Annotated in this window: 20 protein-coding genes and 1 pseudogene; 11 read left to right on the top strand and 10 right to left on the bottom strand. The window is 71.9% G+C overall.

The window, feature by feature from the left end; translation table 11 throughout:
• Positions 1–28: 28 nt before the first annotated feature.
• The 3 genes from AOM46_RS11395 to AOM46_RS11385 all read right to left on the bottom strand — a co-directional run bounded on the left by AOM46_RS11395 (position 29) and on the right by AOM46_RS11385 (position 3,892).
• Entirely contained in the window at positions 29–2,326 is a 2,298-nt protein-coding gene (locus tag AOM46_RS11395; protein ID WP_062209344.1) for a cation-translocating P-type ATPase, read from the bottom strand.
• 71 nt (positions 2,327–2,397) lie between these two features.
• Positions 2,398–3,372 carry a hypothetical protein gene (locus tag AOM46_RS11390; protein ID WP_062209341.1) on the bottom strand — a complete coding sequence of 325 codons (975 nt, stop codon included), beginning with the start codon at positions 3,370–3,372 and terminating at the stop codon, positions 2,398–2,400.
• A 220-nt stretch (positions 3,373–3,592) separates the two neighbouring features.
• Positions 3,593–3,892, bottom strand: coding sequence for a heavy-metal-associated domain-containing protein (locus tag AOM46_RS11385; RefSeq protein ID WP_062209338.1), 300 nt, complete (start codon positions 3,890–3,892; stop codon positions 3,593–3,595).
• Between the two features lie 224 nt (positions 3,893–4,116).
• On the opposite strand from AOM46_RS11385, the gene AOM46_RS11380 reads away from it, so the two are divergent.
• From AOM46_RS11380 to AOM46_RS11370, 3 genes are all read left to right on the top strand, one after another.
• Complete coding sequence (locus AOM46_RS11380; protein WP_370592703.1) at positions 4,117–4,629, top strand: DUF4396 domain-containing protein; 513 nt, start codon at positions 4,117–4,119, stop codon at positions 4,627–4,629.
• Positions 4,630–5,078: 449 nt separating this feature from the next.
• Positions 5,079–5,774, top strand: coding sequence for a hypothetical protein (locus AOM46_RS33970; RefSeq protein WP_062209335.1), 696 nt, complete (start codon positions 5,079–5,081; stop codon positions 5,772–5,774).
• Positions 5,771–6,589, top strand: a complete 819-nt coding sequence (locus AOM46_RS11370; RefSeq protein WP_062209332.1) for a cupin-like domain-containing protein — start codon at positions 5,771–5,773, stop codon at positions 6,587–6,589. Before AOM46_RS33970 ends, AOM46_RS11370 begins: the two co-directional genes overlap by 4 nt.
• Before the next feature lie 108 nt (positions 6,590–6,697).
• On the opposite strand, the pseudogene AOM46_RS11365 reads toward AOM46_RS11370, so the two are convergent.
• Positions 6,698–7,324: pseudogene (locus tag AOM46_RS11365) on the bottom strand (lytic polysaccharide monooxygenase); the annotation flags it as partial.
• 570 nt (positions 7,325–7,894) lie between these two features.
• On the opposite strand from AOM46_RS11365, the gene AOM46_RS11360 reads away from it, so the two are divergent.
• On the top strand, positions 7,895–8,983 hold the full coding sequence (locus tag AOM46_RS11360) for a glutathione S-transferase family protein (protein WP_062209326.1): 1,089 nt from the start codon (positions 7,895–7,897) through the stop codon (positions 8,981–8,983).
• Positions 8,984–9,034: 51 nt separating this feature from the next.
• On the opposite strand, the gene AOM46_RS11355 is transcribed toward AOM46_RS11360, so the two are convergent.
• From AOM46_RS11355 to AOM46_RS11345, 3 genes are all read right to left on the bottom strand, one after another.
• The gene (locus AOM46_RS11355; RefSeq protein ID WP_062209323.1) at positions 9,035–9,952 is read right to left on the bottom strand and encodes a hypothetical protein; all 918 of its coding nucleotides are present in this window, start codon (positions 9,950–9,952) and stop codon (positions 9,035–9,037) included.
• Positions 9,943–10,527 (bottom strand): hypothetical protein, encoded by a 585-nt coding sequence (locus AOM46_RS11350; protein ID WP_062209320.1) that lies wholly within the window; start codon positions 10,525–10,527, stop codon positions 9,943–9,945. The genes AOM46_RS11355 and AOM46_RS11350 overlap by 10 nt, the downstream gene beginning before the upstream one ends.
• 143 nt (positions 10,528–10,670) lie before the next feature.
• On the bottom strand, positions 10,671–11,507 hold the full coding sequence (locus AOM46_RS11345) for a LysR family substrate-binding domain-containing protein (RefSeq protein WP_062209317.1): 837 nt from the start codon (positions 11,505–11,507) through the stop codon (positions 10,671–10,673).
• A gap of 59 nt (positions 11,508–11,566) precedes the next feature.
• Between AOM46_RS11345 and AOM46_RS11340 the strand changes: the two genes are divergently transcribed.
• Positions 11,567–11,968: a DUF5997 family protein gene (locus AOM46_RS11340; protein WP_062209314.1), complete on the top strand. Its 402-nt coding sequence runs from the start codon at positions 11,567–11,569 to the stop codon at positions 11,966–11,968.
• A gap of 75 nt (positions 11,969–12,043) precedes the next feature.
• Here the strand turns inward: AOM46_RS11340 and AOM46_RS11335 are convergent, their stop codons facing one another.
• On the bottom strand, positions 12,044–12,748 hold the full coding sequence (locus AOM46_RS11335) for a glycoside hydrolase family 11 protein (protein WP_062209311.1): 705 nt from the start codon (positions 12,746–12,748) through the stop codon (positions 12,044–12,046).
• 538 nt (positions 12,749–13,286) lie between these two features.
• On the opposite strand from AOM46_RS11335, the gene AOM46_RS11330 reads away from it, so the two are divergent.
• From AOM46_RS11330 to AOM46_RS11310, 6 genes are read left to right on the top strand one after another with little or no spacing between them, the layout of a single operon-like run.
• A complete protein-coding gene (locus AOM46_RS11330; protein WP_062209308.1) occupies positions 13,287–14,261 on the top strand; it encodes an MBL fold metallo-hydrolase in 975 nt (324 codons plus the stop codon).
• A 23-nt stretch (positions 14,262–14,284) separates the two neighbouring features.
• Entirely contained in the window at positions 14,285–16,468 is a 2,184-nt protein-coding gene (locus AOM46_RS11325) for an ATP-binding protein (RefSeq protein ID WP_062209304.1), read from the top strand.
• Complete coding sequence (locus AOM46_RS11320) at positions 16,465–16,893, top strand: roadblock/LC7 domain-containing protein (protein ID WP_062209301.1); 429 nt, start codon at positions 16,465–16,467, stop codon at positions 16,891–16,893. The genes AOM46_RS11325 and AOM46_RS11320 overlap by 4 nt, the downstream gene beginning before the upstream one ends.
• The gene (locus tag AOM46_RS31880) at positions 16,890–17,246 is read left to right on the top strand and encodes a DUF742 domain-containing protein (protein WP_078856716.1); all 357 of its coding nucleotides are present in this window, start codon (positions 16,890–16,892) and stop codon (positions 17,244–17,246) included. The genes AOM46_RS11320 and AOM46_RS31880 overlap by 4 nt, the downstream gene beginning before the upstream one ends.
• Positions 17,224–17,814: an ATP/GTP-binding protein gene (locus AOM46_RS11315; RefSeq protein WP_062209298.1), complete on the top strand. Its 591-nt coding sequence runs from the start codon at positions 17,224–17,226 to the stop codon at positions 17,812–17,814. Before AOM46_RS31880 ends, AOM46_RS11315 begins: the two co-directional genes overlap by 23 nt.
• A gap of 12 nt (positions 17,815–17,826) precedes the next feature.
• Positions 17,827–19,032: a cytochrome P450 gene (locus AOM46_RS11310; protein WP_062209295.1), complete on the top strand. Its 1,206-nt coding sequence runs from the start codon at positions 17,827–17,829 to the stop codon at positions 19,030–19,032.
• Here AOM46_RS11310 and pcaB read toward each other — a convergent pair.
• Complete coding sequence (pcaB, locus tag AOM46_RS11305) at positions 19,029–20,471, bottom strand: 3-carboxy-cis,cis-muconate cycloisomerase (protein ID WP_062209292.1); 1,443 nt, start codon at positions 20,469–20,471, stop codon at positions 19,029–19,031. The two genes, AOM46_RS11310 and pcaB, sit on opposite strands and share 4 nt — an antisense overlap.
• Entirely contained in the window at positions 20,468–22,480 is a 2,013-nt protein-coding gene (locus AOM46_RS11300; protein ID WP_067226135.1) for an FAD/NAD(P)-binding domain-containing protein, read from the bottom strand. Before AOM46_RS11300 ends, pcaB begins: the two co-directional genes overlap by 4 nt.
• Between the last annotated feature and the right edge of the window lie 38 nt (positions 22,481–22,518).

Here is a 22,518-nt window from a genome sequence, read left to right as displayed (position 1 = left end):
GGGCGCCCGCGGGCGCCCGGCCGCCGGCTCAGGCCGCCTTCGTCGCGTGGAAGCGCCGCAGCCGCAGGCTGTTGCTGACCACGAAGACGGAGCTGAAGGCCATCGCGGCCCCGGCCAGCATCGGGTTGAGCAGCCCGGCGGCGGCCAGCGGAAGCGCGGCCACGTTGTAGGCGAAGGCCCAGAAGAGGTTGCCCTTGATGGTGCTCAGGGTGCGGCGTGCCAGTCGGATCGCGTCCCCCGCGGCTCGCGGGTCCCCCGAGACCAGGGTCAGGTCCGCCGCCTCGATGGCGACATCGGTGCCGGTGCCCATGGCCAGCCCGAGGTCCGCCGTAGCCAGGGCCGCCGCGTCGTTGACGCCGTCCCCGACCATGGCCACCGTCCGGCCCTCGCTCCGCAGCCGGGTGATCACCTCGGCCTTGTCGGTGGGCAGCACCTCGGCGATCACCTGGTCCTCGTCGATCCCGACCTGCCGGGCCACCGAGGCGGCGACGGTGGCGTTGTCACCGGTCAGCAGCATCGGGGTGAGCCCCAGCGCGCGGAACCGCTCGATCGCCTCCGCCGAAGTCGGCTTGATCGCGTCGGCCACCACCAACACACCACGCGCCGCGCCGTCCCAGGCGACCACCACGGCGGTGCGCCCCTCGGCCTCCGCCCCGGCCAGCGCCCGCTCCACCTCGGCGGGCAGCGTCAGGGCCCGGTCCACCAGCAGGCGCGGCCGGCCCACCAGCACGGCGTGCCCATCGACCGTGCCCCGCACGCCCAGTCCCTCGACATTGGCGAACTCCTCGGGCGCCGGCAGCGAGCCCACCCGTTCCGTCGCCGCCTGGGCGATGGCCCGGGCGATCGGATGCTCGGAGGCGTTCTCCAGTACCCCGGCCAGCCGCAGCACCTCGGTCTCGTCCTCGCCGTCCGCAGGCCGCACCGCCAGCAGCGTCATCCGGCCCTCGGTGACCGTGCCGGTCTTGTCCAGCACGATGGTGTCCACCCGCTGGGTCGACTCCAGCACCTCGGGCCCCTTGATGAGAATGCCCAGCTGGGCGCCGCGCCCGGTGCCGACCAGCAGCGCGGTGGGCGTGGCCAGGCCGAGGGCGCAGGGGCAGGCGATGATCAGCACGGCGACGGCGGCGGTGAACGCGGGGGCCAGGCCGCCGCCCGTGCCCCACCAGAAGCCGAGGGTCGCGGCGGCCAGCGCGATCACCACGGGGACGAAGACGCCGGAGATCCGGTCGGCCAGCCGCTGCACCCGCGCCTTGCCGTTCTGCGCGTCCTCCACGAGCCTGGCCATCCTGGCGAGTTGGGTGTCGGCGCCGATCCGGGTGGCGCGCACCACCAGCCGACCACCGGCGTTGACGGTCGCGCCCGTCACGGTGTCGCCCACGGCGACCTCCACCGGGGCCGACTCCCCGGTCAGCATCGAGGCGTCCACCGCCGATGAACCCTCGATCACCTCACCGTCGGTGGCGATCTTCTCGCCCGGACGGACGACAAAGGCATCGCCGACGACCAGCCGCTCGACCGGAACGCGCTCCTCGCGTCCGCCCCTCAGCACCCCGACGTCGCGTGCGCCCAGCTCCAGCAGCGCGCGCAGCGCGGCTCCCGAGCGCCGCTTGGCCCGGGCCTCGAAGTAGCGGCCGGCCAGGATGAACGTGGTGACGCCGGCCGCCGCCTCCAGATAGATGTTGGCCGAGCCGTCGGTGCGTTCGATGGTGAACCGGAACGGGTGGGTCATCCCCGCCTCGCCGGCCGTGCCGAAGAGCAGCGCGTAGACCGACCAGCCCAGGGCGGCCAGGGTGCCCATCGACACCAGCGTGTCCATGGTGGAGGCGCCATGCCTGAGGTTGGTCCAGGCGGCCTTGTGGAAGGGCCAGGCGCCCCAGACGACCACCGGCCAGGCGAGCGCCAGCGAGATCCACTGCCAGTTGGTGAACTGCCAGGCCGGAACCATGGCCAGGGCGATCACGGGCACGGTCAGCACGGCGGAGATCGCCAGCCGGTCGCGCAGCGCGCGCAGCCGGCCGTCGTCGGCGGAGGCGGCGGCCTCTTCCGCCGTCGGCGCCGAGCCGCCCGGAGCGTCGGGATCGGGGGGCGGGGGCGGTGGTTGCGCGGTGTAGCCGGTGGCCTCGACCTGCGCGATCAGATCGTCGACGGTGACGCCGTCGGCGAAGTCGACCCTGGCCTTCTCGGTGGCGTAGTTGACGGTCGCGGTCACGCCCGCCAGCTTGTTGAGCTTGCGCTCGACGCGGTTGGCGCAGGCGGCGCAGGTCATTCCGCCGATGGACAGCTCGACCCGGCTGGCGTCCCCGGGGGCCGCGGTCTCGGTGCTCATGTTCTCGGTTCCCTTCGGTACTGCCTGAGCTGTGTTCGCCGCCCGAGCCGTGTCCCCCGGCCCGGCCGCCGTCAGTGCTGGTGGTCGTCGGGCGCGTCTCCGGCGTCGGCGTCATCCGGAACGTCGGAGCCGTCGACCCGCACCGTGAACTCGGCGGTTCGCACCTCGCCCCGGTGTTGGAAGTCCAGATAGAGCCGGTATGTTCCCGCGCTGGGCACCCGGGTGTGGAAGGTGATCCCGGGACCGGCCTGGGTGACCCCGTCCCCCGGCTCGCCCCCGGGGTGGACATGCAGATAGCCGAGATCGCCGGCGCGGAGCGCCACCAGATGGCCGTAGGCGCCGAGGTAGGGCTCCAGATCCGTGACCGGCTCGCCGTTCTGGTCGGCGACGCGGAGCCTCAGCTCGTTCTCGACGCCGGCCTCGATCTCGCCGTCGAGGGTGACGGTGTAGCCGTCGACGACGGCGGTGCGCTCGGCGGCGGGCAGCGGTCGCGGCTCGTAGGGGCCCGTGACGGCGATATCGGCGCCGAGGGTGAGCCCGCCGGCGGGGTCGTCCGACGGTGTGAAGTCGGCGAACACCCGGTGGTCGCCGGCCTGTTCGAAGGTGAGCGGGACGCTCCAGGTGCCGTCGGCGTCCAGTTCGGGGTGCACATGCTGGAAGCCGGAGAGATCGCGGTTGACCACGATCAGATGCAGTTCCTTCTCGTGGCTCTCCGTGTAACCGGTCAGCGGGGCGCCGTCGGGGCCCAGGATCCGGAAGGTGAAGTCCGTCGGCTCGCCGGCGGGGAGCCGGGTCCGGTCGGGTGCCAGGGTGTAGCCGCGCTCGGAGATCCCCAGGCCACCGGGGGTCTCCGGCTCGCCGGCCGGCTCCGCGCGCTCACCGGCCCCGCCGGCCCCGCCGGCCTCACTGTCGTCGGCCGGGGAGCCGTGGTGGGTCGGCTCGGGATCGGAGCCGACCGGGCCCACCAGGCGGCCGACGCCGAACGCGGCGCCGAAGGCGAGAGTGATGCCGGCTCCGAAGGCGCCGACCCTGATGGCGGTGTTCATCGGGGGTTCCCTTCGTGGATACCCCCGGCTTCAGACGGGGGAGGAAACGAAGCTCCTGCGGAGCAGGGCAGGGAAAGCCGGTTCGCCGTCGGGGCGGACCGGCGTTCACCAGCAACTACCGGTAGTTGGTGGCGAAGATGCTGGGCTCTGCTGCGCTCGCTCCGGTGTGGTGGTCCGCCACCGGCCCGCGCCGGGCGCGAGCCGAGGGCGGCGTTCCCGTTCAGTGGCAGCCGCCGCCTCCGCAGCAGCCGCCGCCCTGCTCGGCGTCGACGGTCGGCAGCGCCGCCGGCGTCGGGCGGACCAGCTCGTAGCCCGCCTCCTCGACGGCCGCCGCCACCGACTCCTCCGCCAGCGGGGCCTCGCTGACCACGGTGACCAGGCCCTCGGCCAGATCGACGCCGACCTCGCTGACGCCGCCGATCCGGCCGATCTCGGCGCTGACCGCGCTGACGCAGTGCCCGCAGGTCATGCCCTTGACGGTGTAGCCGGTGACGGTCGTTGCCCCGGTGGAGGTGCTCATCTTCTCGATCTCCTGTCGTTGCTGGTCAGCGGCCCCGCTGTGGCCGCGCTGTGGCCGCGCGCCGGCCGCCGTCGAGCGACCGGCACGCCCCATGAAATACCCCTAGGGGGTATCTGTCAACCGAAGGGTCCCGGGTTCGGCCCATACCCTGCGAGGGTATGCCGGGCGGCCGTGCCCACCGGCCGCGACCTGGCGTCGGGAGCCGACCCGGACGGCGGTGGGTCATCGGCCGGCGCCATACCCCCCGGGGGGTATGGTCCCGGGCCCATGGAGACGAGCAGCCACCTTCCGCACCGCCCGAGGGCTGGGCGCCGGCCGTCCGTGCCACGGCGCACTGCCTCACCGGCTGCGCCATCGGCGAGGTGCTGGGCATGGCCATCGGCACCGCCCTGGCCTGGCATGCCGCGCCCACCATGGTGCTGGCCATCGTGCTGGCCTTTTTCTTCGGCTACTCGATGACCCTCTTCGCCGTGTTCCGGGTCGGGCTGCCGCTCAAGGCGGCACTGGGGGTGGCGCTGGCCGCCGACACCCTCTCCATCACCACCATGGAGATCGTCGACAACGGCGTTCTGCTGCTGCTCCCCGGCGCGATGGACGCGCATCTCGCGGACGGGCTCTTCTGGTGGTCGCTGGCGCTGGCCTTCGCGGTCGCCTTCCTCGTCACCGCCCCGATCAACCGTCGACTGATCGCCCGGGGCAAGGGGCATGCCGTGGTCCACCGCTACCACCGGCACTGAGCGCCGCCGGAGTGCGGGCCCGAGCGGCCCTCGGGCGGTATAAGCGCGCACTCCGTGTCCTGTTGTGAATTGACAGGATTTATTGAGGTCTCCTTGTTTGCCGGGTTTCCCAAGTTCCCAAGTTCCCGGGTTTCCCGGGTTTCCCGGCGAAATCGAATACCCGGCACCGTTGTCGCGCCCGCTTTCGTGTGGCAGGATGTAAGGCGATGGAGGGCGAGATGTGCACATCTCGTGAATCCGTACGGGGGATGGGGAATGCGGTATTCCGCTTCCGGGGGGTTTCTGACTGCGCCGAGATGTCGGGTTTTCGACTTTCTGGCGAGCGATTGTCTTTTTTCTCAGAGTATTCCGATTGAGTCAGGGAATCTTCCCGTCATTTCATGTCGCCGTTTCCGGGGATTCGCCCGTGGGGCCTTCTACGGTTCATCCGATCAGGAAAGGGGCATTCAATGACCGTGTCACCCGAGGTGCTTGAGGAAGGCGCCTCGACAGTCGAGTCGGGTGCGTTCGAGGTGCGCCTCCTGAGAGCGGACGACGTCGAGCGGCTGATGGTCCTTGAGCGGACCAAGTGGACGGACGACCAGGCGACCAGCCGCGCCGAGATGCTGCGGCGCATCGCCGCGTACCCCAGCTTCAGCGTCGGCGCCTTCTCCCTGCCGACCGGCGACGCCCTGGTCTCGGTCTTCACCAAGCCGATCACGGCCGAGCGGCTGGCCGGGGCGCGGACCTGGGAGGACTGCGCGCTGGTCGAGCCGCTGCCCGACAACCCCGAGCTGGCGTTCGGGATCAGCCTCAGCAGCGTCGACGCGGATGCCGTGCTCCCGACGTTCGCCCTCGGCTGCCGTCAGCTCCGTGCCGCCGGAATGCGGCGCGTCCACCTGGGTTCCCCGCTGCCCGGGCTGCGCGCCTGGAAAGCCGCCCACCCCGATGCGCCGGTGGCGGACTACGTGTTCGAGAAGCGCGACGGGGTCCCGCGCGATCCGCAGTTGCGCTACTACTTCAGAAAGGGTTTCACGCGTATCGAGGCATGCCGCCCCGACTATTTCCCCCATGCCGCCTCGCTCGACTACGGAGCCGTTATCAGCGCGAATATCCAGGACGTGCTCGACGCCTGCGCGGCAGACGGTTCCGAGGAGCGCCCATGACGAGTGGGATCTTCCGGCCACCGCCGTCGGCAGACGGTTCCCTGCTGGCCGAAACCCTGCGCGGTTCGAGCCCGACGGTCTTTCGCGGACTGGCCGCCGAATGGCCGGCCGTCGAGCGGTGGACATTCCCCTATATCGGTTCACTCGCCCCCGATCTGCCGGTGCGGCTGGTCGTGGGAAACAGGGAGAGCGATCCGACCCGTTTCACCCGTTCGACGCTGGGGAGCTATGCCGAACTCCTCGCGGGGGACGAGCCGGGGCAGGAGCCCGTCTACCTCAAGGAATTCGACCTCCTGAAGGAGTTCCCCCAGCTCAGGGACGACCTCAGAAACGGTGAACTCTTCCCGCGCGGTTCGATCACCTCCTGCACCACCTGGATCGGGCCGGCGCGCGCCCGCACCGGACTCCACTGCGACCTGCTGGACAACCTGGCCGTGGTCATCGCCGGACGGAAGCGCTTCTGGCTGGCCGGCCCCGAGGCGGTGGCGCGGGCCGGGAAGACGTCGGCCAAGTACGACGCCTGGGCCCGGCTCTCCTCCGTCGGCGCCGAGGAGTTGGCGGCCGACCACCCGGACGCGGGCGACTTTTATGTCGTCGATCTGGAACCCGGCGATGTGCTCTATGTGCCGGCCCGCTGGTGGCACGAGGTCGTCAACCTGACGTCGAGCGTGCTGCTGAGCGGGTTCTTCGGCCCGAAGACGCGGGTGCTCTCCCAGTGGCTCGCCGTCCAGGGCCGCGAGGGGCTGCACCGCACCGGCCTGCTCGGCCGGGGCAACTGCACCTGCCACCCGGGACGGGCCACCGCCAACGCCTGACCGGCGCCGCGCGACGCGCCCATGGGGACCGGACGAGGCCCGCCGGGAGGAACCCGGCGGGCCTCGTCACGGCGTTACCGCGGGCGCCACGTCAGCGCGTCACCAGTTCACCTGGCCGCTGCCGCCGTTGAAGACCACGTCGGAGCAGGAGTAGAAGTTCTCCTGGCTGTCCGACCTGATCCAGTGCACATAGAGGATGTGCTGACCGCTCTTGCCGGCCGGCAGCGTCACGTCCCAGTAGTAGTAGCCGCCGTCAGAGCCGGCGCCACCGCGCTGCGGCGGGTCGGTCACGCTGTCGATCAGCTCCAGATCGCCCCAGCCGAGCGACTGGGTGGGGGACCAGCCGTCGCGGGTGATGTAGACGTCGAAGTCGCCCGGGTGCGCGGCCCAGTTGCTGTACTGCAGCTCGATCGTCGAGCCGGCGGTGAGGCTGGTGCTGGGCCAGTCGGCGCGCGCCGCGTTGTAGGAGGAGAAGTCGTAGGGGCCGTTGTGGCCGCCGCTGCACAGCTCGCCGTCGGGGATGTAACCGACCGTGCGGCCACCGGCGTTGGAGTCGAGCACCGCGAACCAGTTGTAGAGCGGGTTGGTGCCGGTCTCGGCGACCGCGGCGGCGCAGGCCGGGTTGGACGGGGTCTGGTTCCCGCTGTCGAGCATGTCCCGGTAGCACAGATAGGTGCGCGAACCGGGCGACATGCTGACGCCGTGCGCGGCCGCTGGGGAGGGCAGGCTGGTCATCACCAGAGCGACCAGCGCGGTGACCAGGACGCTGAGAAAGCGTGCCCGGCGCGCCGGGGAGGCGCTGCGCGATGTGGGGGGTCGATGGGTCATGTGGGGGTTCCCTCTCAGGTACGCACCCCGGCGCGGGACGACCGCGGCATGTCGACGGCCCCGCCGTCGATCCAACCGGCCCGCGCGCCGGGGGACTCGGCCGCCGTCGCGCGCCCCTGCGCGACCGCCCGACCGTTCAACCGTCCGCCCGTCCATACACGCCAGCCAGCCGCGCCGACCACGTCCCATGCCGGAATGTGTCGACATGTTTCGTGGGAGCGCTCCCTATGGCAACGTACCGTCAAAAAGTGGTCCTTGGAACCGTTGCCTCCGCGCCCGGGGGCGGTTATACGCCGGGAAGGGCCGGCCATCGGGGCGGGGGTCGGGGATGTCCTCCCCCTCGGGCGCGGCATGGCGCGGAACGGTCCCGACGGGCGGAACGCTCATGACCAGCGGGGCCCCGGTCGGCAGAACCGGTCGAGAACCACGACGAGTGCGGTCGGTTCATCAACGGCGATGAAGAGAAGAGGCACCGGAATGACCGAAAACAGCACCGAGTCGGACACGGGCGCGGGGCCGGACGACGGCGCGGGGCCCGAGGGCGGCGGCGCGCCCGCCCGGGACGGCAACACCGAGTACGGCCGGCGCAAGTTCAAGCGCTCCCGGAGCCATTTCGCCGACCGCGTCACGGCGGCCGGCGAGGACGGTTGGCCGGTGGCCGCCGGTCGCTATCGGCTGGTGGTCAGCCGCGCCTGCCCCTGGGCCAGCCGGGTGCTGGTGTCCCGACGACTTCTCGGCCTGGAGTCCGCGCTCTCCCTCGCGGTCGTCGATCCCCTGCAGGACGACCGGAGTTGGCGCTTCACCCTGGACCCGGACGGCCGGGATCCGGTGCTCGGCATCCGCTATCTCAGCGAGGCATATGACGCGCGCGAGACGGGTTACCCCGGCGGGGTCAGCGTTCCGGCCATCGTCGATGTGCCCAGCGGGCTGCTGGTCACCAACGACTTCCAGCAGATGACGCTCGACCTGGCCACGGAGTGGACCGCGCTGCACCGCCCCGACGCGCCCGACCTCTACCCGGAACGGCTGCGGGACGAGATCGACGAGGTCGCCGACGGCATCTACCGCGATGTCAACAACGGCGTCTACCGCGCCGGGTTCGCCACCGACCAGGACGAGTACGAGGCCGCCTACGCGGATGTCTTCCACCGCCTCGACCTGCTCTCGGCGCGGCTGGCCGACCGCCGCTATCTGGTGGGCGACAGCATCACCGAGGCCGATATCCGGCTCTTCACCACGCTGGTCCGCTTCGACCCCGTCTACCACGGCCACTTCAAGTGCAACCGCAACAAGCTCACCGAGGACCCCGTCCTCTGGGCCTACACCCGCGATCTCTACCAGACGCCCGGCTTCGGCGACACCGTCGACTTCGACCACATCAAACGGCACTACTACGCGGTGCACACCGGCATCAACGGCACCGGCATCGTGCCCGCCGGGCCCGATCTCTCCGGCTGGCTCACCCCACACCACCGGGAACAGCTCGGCGGCCGCCCCTTCGGCGACGGCACCCCGCCGGGGCCGCCCCCCGAGGCCGAACAGATCCCACCCGCGGGACGCCCCTGACCGGGCCGAACGCCCCGACACCGTCGGGGCGTTCGGGCGGCGCTGCCGATCTCAGTCGACGACGGTGGCCTGGATCTCCGTGACCGGGACGGGGGTTCCGATCCAGTCGGTGGTGATGCTGTCCGGCAGTCCCGGCAGGTCGATCGGGGCGCCGTTGTTCTCGAACCGCACGTCGTAGACGAGTTGGGCGCGGGCCGGATAGGCCGGGCTGCCGTCCGGGGCCTCGGCGCTGCCGTTCACCGACGCGCGGGTATAGGTGTAGGCGCAGCGGTCCGAGCGGGAGGCGACCACGGGGCAGGTCAACGTGCCCCCGCCGTCGCCCGGGTCGACCGACATCCGGTTGGGCTCGGCGATGGCCACCATCGTGAACGCCGGGGTGCCGCGCACCTCGCCGTCGGCCGCGCCGGCGGCCCACCACCAGGTCTCCAGGTTGATGATGGCCTCGTCCGGCGGGTTGAAGGTCAAATCGAACTCGGGGATGACCAGTTGACCGTAGGCCGTCTCGGCCAGCTCCTGGAGCGAGGGCCCCTCCGGGGTGTGCCAGTCCCATGCGTCGTAGAACTCGCCGGCGGCGTTGACGCAGTACTTGTAGATATAGACCGAGTTCTCCTCGGGCTGATCCGCCGGCCACTCCTCCGGCGGGTAGGCCGCCGAGGGGATGTTGGCCCAGCAGGCGTAGTCGTTCTCGCACCACTGGGAGTCGCCGTAGCCGCCCGCCAGGGAGATGTCACAGGAGGGCGCGCCGTTGTCGCCCCGCCCGCCCGAACCGTCGCTACCGTCCTCGCCCTGCCCGTCCCTGCAGTCCGAATAGGTGCCGCCTCGGCCCCCGTTGGTCTCCCGCCACACGGGCGGATCGCAGTCGTCGGCCGCCGCCTCGCGCGCGCCCAGGGTGACCACCGCGCCGAGGAGCAGCGCGGCGATGACGAGAAGTCGAATCGCCAGAGGGCCCGCGCGGGCGGTCAGGTGCATGAGATGGTCGCCTCATCCGCTGTTTGAGGGTGCTCACTGATCAACCAACCGGACTCGCCACGCGTCGCCTTGACGATGCCGGGCACGGGGCCGTTGTACTCCCGGTCGATCGGCTCCCCCTCGAACAGGGGCTCCCAGTTCGCCGTGTCGACACAGGACTGGATCACGGCGCTGTCGCCGGTCACCTCGACCGTCACATCGAAGATCTCGGGCTCCCCCTGGCGGCTGAAGCCCTCCTGGACAAGCTGACGGATGCGCGCGCTCTCCCCCTCGCGGACGGTCAGCTCGGCGTACTCCTCCAGCAGCGCCCCGTCCGCGTTCCCGGCGTTCTCCATCTCGACCAACCGCGCGTTGTAGTCGAGGTAGAGCTGCTCCAGCGCCTCGATATCGTCCGCGGCTCCGGGCTCGGCCTCCGGCTCTTCGCCGGCCGCCGGGTCCTCCGCCCGGGGGCTCTCGGTGACCTCGGTCTCCTCCGGCTCGTCGCTGTCGGAGGAGCAGCCCACCGCGAGCAGCATGGCGGCGAGGGCGGGAACAACCGAAATACGCGACAGGCGGGGCAGCTTCAGCGAGTTCACCCCATAACGGTAGTCCGCCGGGGGTGCCCGAGGGGAGACCATGTCGCCCGGTTGGGATCCTGCTGTGACCGAACTATCACCGCCCCCGGGCCGCGTCGGCCATGGGTTCGCACTCCCGTTCCCGGGGTGGGCGGCGCGGGGCCTCAGGAACGGCGGCGGGGCTTGCCGCGCTTGGCCGGTTTGCCGGTCTTGCCGAGCCTGCCGGTTCGGTTGGGCTTTCCGCCCCTGCCGGCGGCCGGTTGGGATCCGGCCCTCGGCCTGGCCTTCGGCTTGCCTCCCCTGGCCTCCTTGGCACCGCGCGCCTCCTTGGCTCCGCCGGTCTCCTTGGCCTGGGCCGGGGTCGGGCGTCCCCGGGAGCTGTTGACCGTCCGGCCGCGCACGATGCCGATGAAGTCCTCCACCAGCTCCGTGGTCCGGTCCTCCCGCCAGCAGAGCCCGGCGCGGGACTCGGCCGCCTCGGCGAGCGGGCGGTAGGTGAGGTCCCTTCGGTGGTACAGCCGGGCGAGGGACTGGGGCACGGCGAGCACGCCGATGCCCGCCGCGACCAGCTGGATCGCGTCCTCCGTGGTGGCCGGCCGTTCGTTCGCCGGCAGACCCGGCGGCCGCTCCCAGGGGAGGGTGTCGTCGAGGGGGTGCAGCACGATCTCGTCGGCGAGATCCGCCGGCGACACCTCGTCGACGGCCGTCAGCAGATGGTCCCTGGGGACCACGACCACGGTCGTCTCGGTGTAGAGCGGGATGACGCTGAGGTCCGTCCGGTCCAGCGGCAGTCGCGCGAACCCGGCGTCGGCGCCGCCGGCGCGCAGCAGGTCCGGCGCCTCGGCCGCGGGTGTCTGCTGGAGCAGCAGCGGGATGTCCGGCCTGCGCTCCGCCCAGATCCGCAGCCATTTGGTGGGGGTCACCCCCGGGACATAGGCCAGCCGGAACGTGGCGGACGCCGGGGTCTCGGCGGCCGCGTCGGGGGTGTCCTGGCCTGTCATATCGCCAGGCTATCGGGTCGTGGTCGGGCGCGGCCCGCGCGCTCGGTACGGTGGACGGTATGACGTCGCACCCGAGCACCCAGACCATGAAGCCCGCGACCGCGGCGAAGAAGCTGGGTGTGTACCTGCAGGCCACCCCCGCCGAGTTCCAGGAGGGCGTGGTCTCGCGCGACGAGCTGCGCGCCCTGCAGACCGACCCCCCGGAATGGCTGCTGGAACTGCGCCGGAACGGTCCGCACCCCCGCCCGGTGGTCGCGGCCAGGCTGGGCATCTCCATCGCCGGCCTGGCCCGGGGCGGGGTCACGGAGCCGCTGACCACCGAGCAGATCGAGGAGCTGCGGCAGGAGCTTCCCGACTGGCTGCGGCAGGAACGCGCCACCCAGGCGGATGTGCGCAAGGAGGCGGCCCGCATCAAGGAACGGAACGAGGCCCGCGCCGCCGACCGGTCCCAGCGGTCCTAGCCGCCACGGCCGCGCCGCCCCCGGCACGGAACGCGCGGCGACCCTGGGGTCGCCGCGCGGGTGGGCCGAGGGGGGTCAGCCGCTCACGGTGATGTTGGAGTTACCGCTGCTCTGGAACCCCTCCGTCGCCATGATCATGTAGTAGTTGAAGCTGCCCAGGTTCATCCCGGCCTGGCTCCAGGCGTCGAAGTGGTTGCCGGTGTTGATCGTGCCACCGACCCGCGTGGACTGCCGGGTGCTCCAGAACTGGGGGAACGTTCGGGTGCCTTCGACGGACGGGGCGTTGTACCGCATGGTGTGGTAGATGTCGTACGTGCCGCCGTCGCTGTTGACCGTGCCCCGGTGCTCGCCGGTGGGCCGGTAGGAGCCCCAGGCGTCGACGATGTAGTACTCCACCAGCGGGTTCGACGTCCAGCCGTAGAGGCAGAGGTAGCCGTTGCCCGAGGGGTTGAAGCTTCCCGAGTAACTCACGTTCCGGCGGCTGCCGTTGCTCCAGCCCTTGCCGCAGACGAAGTTTCCGGTGTTGCTCCAGGACGTGCTGTAGTTCCCGCCGCCGCCCAGCGTCATGGAGACGGTGTTGTGGGCATCCGTCCAGAACGAGAAGTAGAACCCGTTGTGGGTGCCTTCCTGGTTGTCGATGATGGTCTGCCGGGTGCCGATGGAGTCCTGTGCCCTGGCGGCGTTCGGCAGCATCACGGACGCGCCGAGCGCCAGGGCGCCCGCCCCGCCGATCATGCTCCTGCGGCTGATCGGGCGGTTGGGGGGCGTGTTCCTTTCCATGCTTCCTCCTCGTGTGGGGCCTTGTGGGGGCCCGTGGGGGGTCGACTCGTGGGGGACAGAGGGGTGTTCGGGCAGCGCTGATCGACCGGGGTGGTTCTTCGGGGGTGCCCGGGGCGAGGCCGGCACGGGTCGGCGACGCGGAGGGGCGGCGGGGCCGGCCGGTCGGTGGTGCGGCTCGTGACCGGAGCGCGGGTCCCACGGGTGGGCCGGATCGACAGCGGCTCTCTGTCGATGGCATGACAATGTTGAGCTGACCCCCAGGGGCTGTCAACAGTTTCCGCAAGCATCCCGGAAAACTCCATCCGGCCATGGGTGGCGCGGATTCCAGATCATGCCTGTTCAAGGTCATGTCCCCACCCCTGAAGCGGAGTTGACGACCCCTGGGTGTGCCCGTCGGGTGGCGATTTCGGATCGGTGCCACCGAAAATTATCGGAGTTCTTCCGGGTCATCTCGGGCGCGGGTCACCGCCGTTGTCGAGCGCCGTTTCCGGAACGGGCGGCGGCTTCGGCCGGGCCGGGGGCGGCATAATCGCGTCGCATGACGATCAAGGACTGGACAATCGGCGAGATCGCCAAGGACCTGCACGCGTGGCTGCCGCCCCGGCGCGGCTGGGGGATGGCCAACTGCGGGCTGCTGGTCTCCTCGCGCACCGCCCTGTGGATCGACACGCCGTACGATCCGGCGTTCGCCCGGGCGTTTCTCGACCGGAGCCGGAGGCTGCTGCCCGAGGGGGTGGCGATCGACCGGGTCGTCGTCACCCATGCCAACGGCGACCACTTCTGGGGCGCCGGGGTGGTGCCGGACGCGGAGATCATCACCACCCGCGAGGCGCGCGAGCAGATCTGCTTCGAACCGTCGCCGCAACAGCAGCACGCGCTGGTGAACGGCAGCGACCCGGAGACCCCGCTGGGCAGGTATCTGCGGCGCCACTTCGGGGTTTTCGACTGGTCGGGCACCGAACCCGTGCAGCCGCACACCTACTTCACCGGCGAACTGGAACTCTCCGTCGGCGAGTATCCGGTGCATATCTCGTCCCTGCCCCCGGCGCACACCGCCGGCGACCTGTTCGTTCATCTGCCGGCGCAGCGCACGGTGTTCACCGGCGATGTGGTGTTCGCGTCGACGTCGGGCCACCCGGGCGACCATCCGGTGCACTGGGCCGGGCCGTTGAGCAATGTGATCGACTCCGTCGAGCGGGTGCTGGCGACCGGCGCCGAGATCTTCGTCCCCGGGCACGGACCCGTTCTCGACCGGGCCGGAGTGCGGCGCCACATCCGCTATCTCGACTATCTGCGGGAACGGTCCCATGCGTTGTACGCCGCCGGGGTGCCCGCCGGTGAGGCCGCGCGTCGGGTCATAGCGGAAGGAACATTTCCGGAACTGGAGTTGCCTGAGCGGCTGGTGGTGACCATCGGTACCGAGTACCGTCACCTCCACGGTGCCGCCGAGCGGCCCGGCATTCTTCAGCTCATGACGGAAGTCGCGACGCTGGCGGACGAGTTGGAAGCATAGAGCGGGATCACGACGGGGGAGTCATGACCAACGCTGCGCTTGCCGTGGTGCTGGCAGCCACGGTCGCGCTGGGCGCGATCGGCTGCGCGCTGTGGCTACGCCGTCGGGACCTGGAGCGACTTCGCGCCATGGAGGCGCGCGTCGCCACGGCGGGCACCGGGGAACGGATCGCCGTCCGACGGCTGGAAGCCGTCACCGGCGAGCTGCGGCGACTGGCCAAGGACCGGATCCCGGCGGGGGCCCTGGCGCTGAACCATCCGAACGCGCCGGTCCCCGCCCCACCCCGGGCCACGGAGATGGGCCCCGACGACGTGCGCGCGCTCGACGAGGCACTTGAGGCCGCGTTGACCGCCGTCAGCGAGGAACGGGAACGGGTCGACGCCGCGGCCCGCGCGGCGATGCGCGGCGCCACCGCCAAGGTGCAGTCGCTGCTCTACCAGATCCAGAGCCTGCTGCACGATCTCCAGCACGAGAACGACGACCCCCGCCTGTTGGAGCTGGACTTCCGGAACGAGCTGGCGCTGCGTCGAATTCAGGCCACGGCGGTGCTCTGCGAGGCGTGGCCGGGACTGGCCCGCACGGACTCGCCGCTGACCGAGATCGTCCGGGGCGCCCAGTCCCGGGTTCCGGGCTACGCCCGCGTCAAGGTCGCCAACCACCTGCGCAAACCGCGCATCGGCGTGGTCGCGCGCGCGGCGGAGCCGCTGGCCATCGCGCTGGCCGAGCTGCTGGCCAACGCCACGGCCTACTCGCATCCGGAGACCGAGGTCCCGGTCACCCTTCAACAGGGCGGCGGCGGCAGCGTGTTCGTCGTGATCGACGACGCCGGCGTCGGCATGGACGAGGACACTCTGGCCCGCGCGCGCAGGCTTCTGGCCAGCCCCGACGGAGTGCTGCTCACCGAGTTGGGCAACCCGCCGCAGGCCGGCTTCGCCGTGGTCGGCCGGCTCGCCGGGCAGTACGGCTTCACCTGCCATGTGGAGCCGTCCCCCTACGGCGGCGTCCGCGCGATGCTGCGCGTGCCGGTCGATGTGCTGACGGAGATCGAGGACGACCACACCCTCTCCATCCTGGCCCCCGAACCGGTGCCCTCCGGCCGGGTGGTGACCCCGCCCCCCAACACGGGTGCCTCCGGCGGTTCGGCCGCCCGGGGTGCGGATGACCCGGTTTCTGCTGGCGCGGCCGGTCTGGCCGCCGAGGGTTCCGTTGCCGCGGTTGCCTCCGGCGGTCTGGCCGCCGAGGGTTCCGTTGCCGCTGGCGCGGCGCCGGCGCTTGGGGAGGACGGTGTTTCCGCTGGCGCGGCGCCGGGGTCCGGCGGTGACGTCTCCGGCGGGTTGGCCGGGCAGGGCTCGACGCTCGGCGCGTCGGAGCAGGCACCTGCTACCGACAACCCGTCCGGCCAGGACGTCGCCGACTCGGCCGCTCGGCCCGGCGAGGGCCCGGCCGCTTCGTCAACCCCGCCTGGTGAGTCGGTTGTTGCTGCCGGTACGGCGGCCTCGCCCGGTCGGGGCCGGGGCGCCGCTGTTGCTTCCCCGTCCGGGCAGGGCGTCGTCGATTCGGCCGTTCGGTCCGGCGAGGGCCCGGGCGCTTCGTCAACCTTGCCTGGTGAGTCGGTTGTTGCTGCCGGTACGGCGGCCTCGCCCGGCGAGGGCCAAGCCGCCGCTGTTGGCCGGCCCGGCGAGGGCGCCGCTGCCGGGCCGACTCCGTCCCGGTCGGGCGCCGCTGTTGCTTCCCCGCCCGGGCAGGGCACGGCTTCCCCGTCCGGGCAGGGCGTCGTCGATTCGGCCGTTCGGTCCGGCGAGGGCCTGGGTGCTTCGTCAACCTTGCCTGGTGAGTCGGTTGTTGCTGCCGGTACGGCGTCGTCGCCCGGCGAGGGCCAAGCCGCCGCTGTTGGCCGGCCCGGCCAGGGTGCCGCCGTTGCCGCGCCGGCCCCGTCCCGGTCGGGCGCCGCTGTTGCTTCCCCGCCCGGGCAGGGCACGGCTTCCCCGCCCGGGCAGGGCACCGGGTTGCCGAGTCGGCGGCGGCGGGTGGCGCGGGTGCGGACACCGGCTGCCGCCGCGCCGGCCGCCGCGCGGAGTCCGGAGGAGGCCGACGCGCGTTGGAGCGCCCTGCAGCAGGGCACCCGCCAGGGCAGAAGTGCCGCCGGCGACAGCGCCGTTACCGGCGCGGTCGGCGATCGCGACGATATGGGAGGCGATGCCTCGTGACCACCCCAAACGCCAGAGCAGCCGATGGCCTGGCCTGGGTTCTCACACCGCTGCTTGAGCTGCCAGGCGTTCGACACGCGGTGATCGCCACCGGCGACGGTCTGGTCGAGGGCAGTTCACCCGAGTTGGGCCGGGCGTCGGCCGAGCGGGTGGCCGCGATGACGGCGACCCTGCACGCCGCCGCACGCGCCTTCACCACCTCGTTCACCGAGGAGGAGGCGCCGGGGCTGCAGCAGACGGTGGTGGAGTCCAAGGAGGGGTTCGCCATCGTGGTGCCCGCCGGGCAGAACACCTCGTTGGCGCTCTTCGCCGAGCCGGAGGCCCAACTGGGCAATATCGCCTACCAGATGCAGGTGCAGGTCGCCGCGCTGGCCAGGGCGATGGCTGCTCCCGCCCGCCACCCGGATGCCGCCGCCACGCCATGAGCCGAGCGCCGCGACGCCGACTGGTCCCCGCTTATCTGGTGACGGGGGGACGTCCGGTCGCGCCGCGCCCGGACCTGGAGCGGCTTACGGTGCTGATTCTGGTGGCGCCACCCGACCCCGGGGGTTCCTTAGGGCCCGAACACCGTAGCCTGTGCGAGTTGTTGGAGCCCGGGGCGCTCAGCCTGGTGGAGTGTGCGGCTCATCTCGGTCTGCCGGTGAGCGCCACCGTGATCCTTGCCGCCGATCTGATCGAACGCGGCCATCTGCATGCCCGTCCACCGGTGCCTCCGGCACAGGAGATCGACCGTTCGCTCGTCGAGAGGCTTCTCGTTGGACTCCGCGCCCTCAGTTGATCGGGTCGGATACCTGCCAGACGGCGGGCAGACCCTGATGAAACTCGTGGTCACCGGCCCCTTCGGAGTCGGCAAGACCACCCTGATACGTACCCTGTCCGAAATTCGCCCCCTGCACACGGAGGAGGTGATGACCCAGTCCAGCGTCGAGTTGGACGATCTGTCCGGGGTGCCGGCGAAGACGACCACGACCGTGGCCGTGGACTTCGGCCGGCTCACCGTGCCGGACGATGTGGTGCTCTATCTCTTCGGCACGCCGGGGCAGGAGCGGTTCTTCCCGTTGTGGGAGGACATCGCCAGGGGGGCGCTGGGCGCGCTGGTGCTCGCCGACACCCGGCGGCTCGGCGACTCGTTCCCCGTGATGGACGCGGTGGAGGAGCAGGGGTTGCCCTATGCCGTGGCCGTCAACCGTTTCCCGGACGCGCCGGAGTACGACGACGAGGTGCTGCGCGCACATCTCGATCTGCACCCCGGCACCCCGCTCGTGCAGTGTGACGCGCGTGACCGTCGAGGCGGCGTCGCCGCGTTGATCGCGCTGGCCGAGCATGTTCTGACCCGACTGCCCTAAGGACCACCAGCCATGACCACCGGCGTGCCACTCGCCCTGTACGGTCCGGATTTCGCCGCCGATCCCGCCGGCCACTACGAGCGGTTGCGGGCCCATGGGCCCATCGGGCCGGTGGAGTTGGTGCCGGGTATCGAGGCGCTGCTGGTCCTCGACTACCAGGCGGCGTTGGATCTGCTGCGGGACGCGGACAGCTTCTCCAAGGATCCGCGTGCCTGGCAGGCGACGGTGCCGCCGGACTCGCCGATCCTGCCGATGCTGGCCTACCGGCCGACCGCGTTGTTCAGCGACGGGGAGACGCACGCCCGCTACCGGGCGGCGATCACGGACAGCCTGGGCATGATCGAGCCCCATGTGCTGCAGAAGCAGGTGGCGCGGGCCGCGCGGCTGCTGCTGCGGGACTTCGCCGGGACCGGGCGCGCCGATCTGGTGGCGCAGTACGCCAGGCAGTTGCCGCTGCGGGTGTTCAACATCTGGTTCGGCGTGCCGGACGAGGACAGCGACCGGCTGGTCGCCGGCATGGCCGGCATGATCAACTCGACGAAGGACGCCGCGGCGGCCTACGCGGATCTGGTCGCGGTGGTGACCAGGCTGGTGGCCGAGCGGCGGGCGGCGCCGGGGCGCGATCTGACGTCGTGGTTCCTGGCGCATCCGGCGGGGTTGGACAACGACGAGGCGATCCGGCAGATCACCCTCACCATGAGCGCCGGCCACGAGCCGAGCACCGCTCTGATCGGCAACGCGCTGCTGCGGATGCTGACCGACCCGCGCTATGCCGGTTCGCTCTACGGCGGGGCGATGACCGCGCATGAGGCGATCAACGAAGTCCTCTGGGAGGACCCGCCGTTCGCCAACTTCTCCGCCCATTATCCGCGTCGCGACATGGAGTTCCACGGGCACCGGCTGCGCAAGGACCAGCTGATTCTGGTCTCCTATGCGGCGGCCAACCGTCAGTCGAGGCCGCCGACCGGGGACGATCTCGGGCGGGCCGGGGAGAACGCGCATCTCGCCTGGGCGGCGGGCCCGCACGGCTGTCCGGCACGCCAGCCGGCGTTGCTGATCGCGATCACCGCGATCGAGCAACTGACCAGCCATCTCAGCGATATGGAGTTGGCCACCGACCCGTCCGAACTGCGCTACCGGCCCGGCCCGTTCCACCGCGCGCTGGCCCAACTCCCGGTCAGGTTCACCCCGCTGGCCAGTGTCCCGGAGCCGTCCTAGGGCCTGTCGCCGTCGCGCAGTTCGCGGTCGACCAGGGTGCCCGCCGCGCCCGTGTAGCCGCCTGGCTCCAACAACCGCCCGACCTGTTCGTCGGTGAGGTGTTCGGCGACCTCGGGCAGGGTGGCGAGGGTGTCGGCCAGGGGGCGGCCGGTGCGGTCGGCCTCGGCGGAGGCACGGGTGAGCAGGGCCTTGGCGCGGGCCTTGCCGAGCTTGGGCGCCAGGGTGGCCGAGACGCGTTCCGACACCAGCTGGCTGCCCGTCAACTCCAGGTTGTCCCGCATGCGTTCGGGGCGCACCACCAGGCCCTCCGCGAGTTCGACGGCGGTGTGCGCGGCGCCGCCGGCCAGGCGGAGGCATTCGCGGAGCAGCTGCCATTCGGCGTGCCAGACGCCGGCCGAGCGTTCGTCCTCGGTGACCAGGCACTGGGTCAGTCCCGCGGCCAGCACCGGCACCTGGAGCGCGGCGCTGCGCAGCAGGGTGGCCAGCACCGGGTTGCGCTTGTGCGGCATGGCGGAGGACGCGCCGCGTCCCTCGACGGCCGGCTCGGTGACCTCGCCGACCTCGGTCCTGGTCAACGACTGGACGTCGACGGCGATCTTGCCGAGCGCGCCGGCCACAAAGCCGAGGGCGGCGGCCAGGTCGGCCATCGGGGTGCGCAGCGCGTGCCAGGGCAACGGCGGTTTGGCCAGGCCGGTTTCGGCGGCGTAGGCGTCGAGCAGCCGTTCCACATAGGCGTCGGTCGCCTCCGGGGTCGGGGGTCCGTCGACGCCGCCGAGGGCGAACTCCAGATAGCCGGCGAGGGTGCCGGCGGCGCCGCCGAGGGAGACGGGCAGCCCGCCGTCGAGCACCGCGCCGATCCGGTCACGGGCGTCCAGCAGCAGCCGGCGCCAGCCGGCGGCCTTCAGCCCGAAGGTCGTGGGCACCGCGTGCAGCGCGAGGGTGCGTCCGGCCATCGGGGTGTCGCGGTGGACGGCGGCGAGTTCGCCGAGCGCGGCGGCGGCCCGTTCCAGATCGGCGTGGATCAGGCGCAGGGTGCGGGCGGCAACCAGCATGGCGCCGGTGTCGAAGACGTCCTGGCTGGTGGAGCCGTGGTGGACATACTCGGCGGCCTCGGGAGATGCGGCGGCGACCACCCGGGTGAACGCGCGGATCAGGCCGACCACGGGATTGGCCGTCTCCCGGGCGGCGACGGCGAGTTCGCGCACATCGAGCCGTTCGGCGCGCGCGGCCTCGGTGATGGCGGCGGCGGCCGAGGCCGGCACGGTGCCGATGGTGGCCTGGGCGCGGGCCAGGGCGGCCTCGGCGTCCAACATGGCCTGGAGCCAGGCCGTATCGGAGGTCGCTGCCTCGGCCGGGGTGCCGGCCCGGACCGGGGAGAGCAGTCCGGCGTCCGGCCCCGGGACGGTCGGTTCGTCGCGCGGGGCGTTGTCCTTGGTCATGCGTTCACCTCGACGGGATCGGTGGGCGGGGCGCCGTCCCCGGACGGGACGGCCGCCGGGGTCGGGTTCGAGGGCGCCGCGTGGGCGGGGAGAGCGAGCACGGCGCGGGCGATGGCGTCCGCGTCGCCCAGCGTCACGGAGTTGACGCCGGGACGGATCCCGGCCGCCGTCACCCAGTGGACGGTTTCCGTGGGCACACCGTAGGCGAAGCGCCGGGGATGCGGGCGGCCGGCTCGGTCGATCAGCTGGTAGGGGCGTTCGGTGACGGCCAGCCCTGCCGTCTCGTAACGGGTGCCGCAGGTGCCGTCGATGCGGTGCCTGGCCGCCTGGCCGCGCCGCACCAGATCGCTCAGCAACGGATCGGCGGTGCGCGGCAGATCCGGCTCCTGGACCCGCGCCTCCACCAGGGCGGTGGCCCGCACGGGCGGCCCCGGCACGGCCGAGACGGCGGTGAACGCGGCCGCCCCCGGCGGGAGTTGGTCCCGGGGATCGGGGGCGGAGACCCGCGCGTCGGGGCCCAGGATCTCGACCACACCGGCCCTGAGCAGCGCGATCAGCTCCTCGATCCGGGAGGCGGGCGGGCCGATGGAGAGAAACGCGTTGAGCGGGGTGTACCAGGACTGCAGATCGTCGCGGTAGGAGTCGCCGGCCAGCCGGCCGTGGTCGACGGCGAGTCGGATCTCGTTGCGCAGATCCCGCAGCACGTCGAGCGCCGACTTCAGCGGGCTGTCGACATTGCCCGCCCTGGCCTCCCGGACATCGGCGGCCAGATGGTCGAGCAGCCAGGCGCGGAAGTCGGCGCGGTCGGCGAAGTCCCGGCCCCGGTAGGGGTGGGCGACGGTCTCCCAGTCCCAGCGGTCGCCCGGCGCGATGCCCGTGGCGTCCAGCAGTTCGGCCTCCGCCTCCGGGCCCCGGGCGGCCAGATAGCGGCGGACGAACGCCTCGCGTTCCCGGCTGCGCCCGCCGGCGGCGAGCAGCGTGCCGTAGTAGACGCTCTCCACCTCCTTGGCGATCAACGGCCAGAGGTCGGTTGCGAAATGCAGCCGTTCGCCCTCCGCCGCTCGCTCATGCAACCGGGCGATGCGCTCCAGGGTGAGCAGCCTGGGCATATAACGCCCGTAGGGACCCTTCTGGTTCTCGCCGCGCGCATGGTAGGGAACGCCGCGTCGTGAGCCGGCCACGATATGCGGCTCCCGGCCGGAGGGGCGGTAGCGCAGCGCGTCGCCGACCCGTTCGAAGGCTCCCCCGCGGCCCTCGGTGAGCAGCGCCAGCACATCGAAGAAGTTCAGCCCCAGGCCGCGGACCAAGGTCGTCTCACCCGGTCCTATCGCGGAGAAGTCCACATCGGCGGGGTTCGCCGGTGCGAAGTAGCGAAGGCCGTGCGCGGCGGCGGACTCGGCCAAAGCGGCCTCCCGCCGGGTGGGTCGGGCCGGCACATGGCCCAGCGCCAGCACCACGGCGTCGAGCCCGGTGAGCGTCCGGCCGTCGGCCAGGGCCAGCGCCTGGGCGCCGCCCGCGCCCGGGTCCTCGGTCAACTCACATGCCCGGGTGCGGTGTTCGACGACGGTGACATGGTCGGGCGCGCCCTGGACGATCGCCCGGAAGGCGTCCGTCAGATAGTCGCCGTAGAAGGCGCGCGTCGGGTAGGCGTCCGGGCCGAGGCGGCGCGCCTCGGCCAGCGTCGCCTCGGAGCAACGGGCGCGCACCTCGGGCGCGTCGGCGCGTTTGGCCAGGTCGGCGGCCCACTCATGGAGGCTGGGGCCGGCCTCCACCGGCCCGTCCATCACCACGCTGTCGTCGGTGTAGACGGTGACCTGCGAGGCCACGGTGTTCATCAGCAGCAGCCGCGACTGGTCGGTGCGCCACACCCTCCCCGGGCCCGGCGGGTACGGGTCCACGACATGCACGGTCACCGCCGGGTGGCTCGGCGATTTTCGTTCGTTGGCACAGACGCGCTCCAGCACGGAGAGCCCCCGGGGTCCCGTGCCGACGATACAGACGTTAAGCACCAGCAACTCCTCAACGTGGGTTCGGACGCCTTGCGGGC

Origin of the sequence: Streptomyces sp. NBRC 109706 (genome assembly GCF_000974485.1) — a bacterium.
Classification (GTDB): Bacteria; Actinomycetota; Actinomycetes; order Streptomycetales; family Streptomycetaceae; genus Streptomyces.
The sequence above is the reverse complement of the archived record's forward strand: the minus strand, read 5'-3'. Positions and strand labels throughout refer to the sequence as shown.

Bases quoted from the DNA above. Each gene is read 5' to 3' on its own strand.
- AOM46_RS11395 (WP_062209344.1), bottom strand. From the start codon at position 2,326: ATGAGCACCGAGACCGCGGCCCCCGGGGACGCCAGCCGGGTCGAGCTG.
- AOM46_RS11390 (WP_062209341.1), bottom strand. From the start codon at position 3,372: ATGAACACCGCCATCAGGGTCGGCGCCTTCGGAGCCGGCATCACTCTC.
- AOM46_RS11385 (WP_062209338.1), bottom strand. From the start codon at position 3,892: ATGAGCACCTCCACCGGGGCAACGACCGTCACCGGCTACACCGTCAAG.
- AOM46_RS33970 (WP_062209335.1), top strand. From the start codon at position 5,079: ATGACCGTGTCACCCGAGGTGCTTGAGGAAGGCGCCTCGACAGTCGAG.
- AOM46_RS11370 (WP_062209332.1), top strand. From the start codon at position 5,771: ATGACGAGTGGGATCTTCCGGCCACCGCCGTCGGCAGACGGTTCCCTG.
- AOM46_RS11360 (WP_062209326.1), top strand. From the start codon at position 7,895: ATGACCGAAAACAGCACCGAGTCGGACACGGGCGCGGGGCCGGACGAC.
- AOM46_RS11355 (WP_062209323.1), bottom strand. From the start codon at position 9,952: ATGCACCTGACCGCCCGCGCGGGCCCTCTGGCGATTCGACTTCTCGTC.
- AOM46_RS11345 (WP_062209317.1), bottom strand. From the start codon at position 11,507: ATGACAGGCCAGGACACCCCCGACGCGGCCGCCGAGACCCCGGCGTCC.
- AOM46_RS11340 (WP_062209314.1), top strand. From the start codon at position 11,567: ATGACGTCGCACCCGAGCACCCAGACCATGAAGCCCGCGACCGCGGCG.
- AOM46_RS11335 (WP_062209311.1), bottom strand. From the start codon at position 12,748: ATGGAAAGGAACACGCCCCCCAACCGCCCGATCAGCCGCAGGAGCATG.
- AOM46_RS11330 (WP_062209308.1), top strand. From the start codon at position 13,287: ATGACGATCAAGGACTGGACAATCGGCGAGATCGCCAAGGACCTGCAC.
- AOM46_RS11325 (WP_062209304.1), top strand. From the start codon at position 14,285: ATGACCAACGCTGCGCTTGCCGTGGTGCTGGCAGCCACGGTCGCGCTG.
- AOM46_RS31880 (WP_078856716.1), top strand. From the start codon at position 16,890: ATGAGCCGAGCGCCGCGACGCCGACTGGTCCCCGCTTATCTGGTGACG.
- AOM46_RS11310 (WP_062209295.1), top strand. From the start codon at position 17,827: ATGACCACCGGCGTGCCACTCGCCCTGTACGGTCCGGATTTCGCCGCC.
- pcaB (WP_062209292.1), bottom strand. From the start codon at position 20,471: ATGACCAAGGACAACGCCCCGCGCGACGAACCGACCGTCCCGGGGCCG.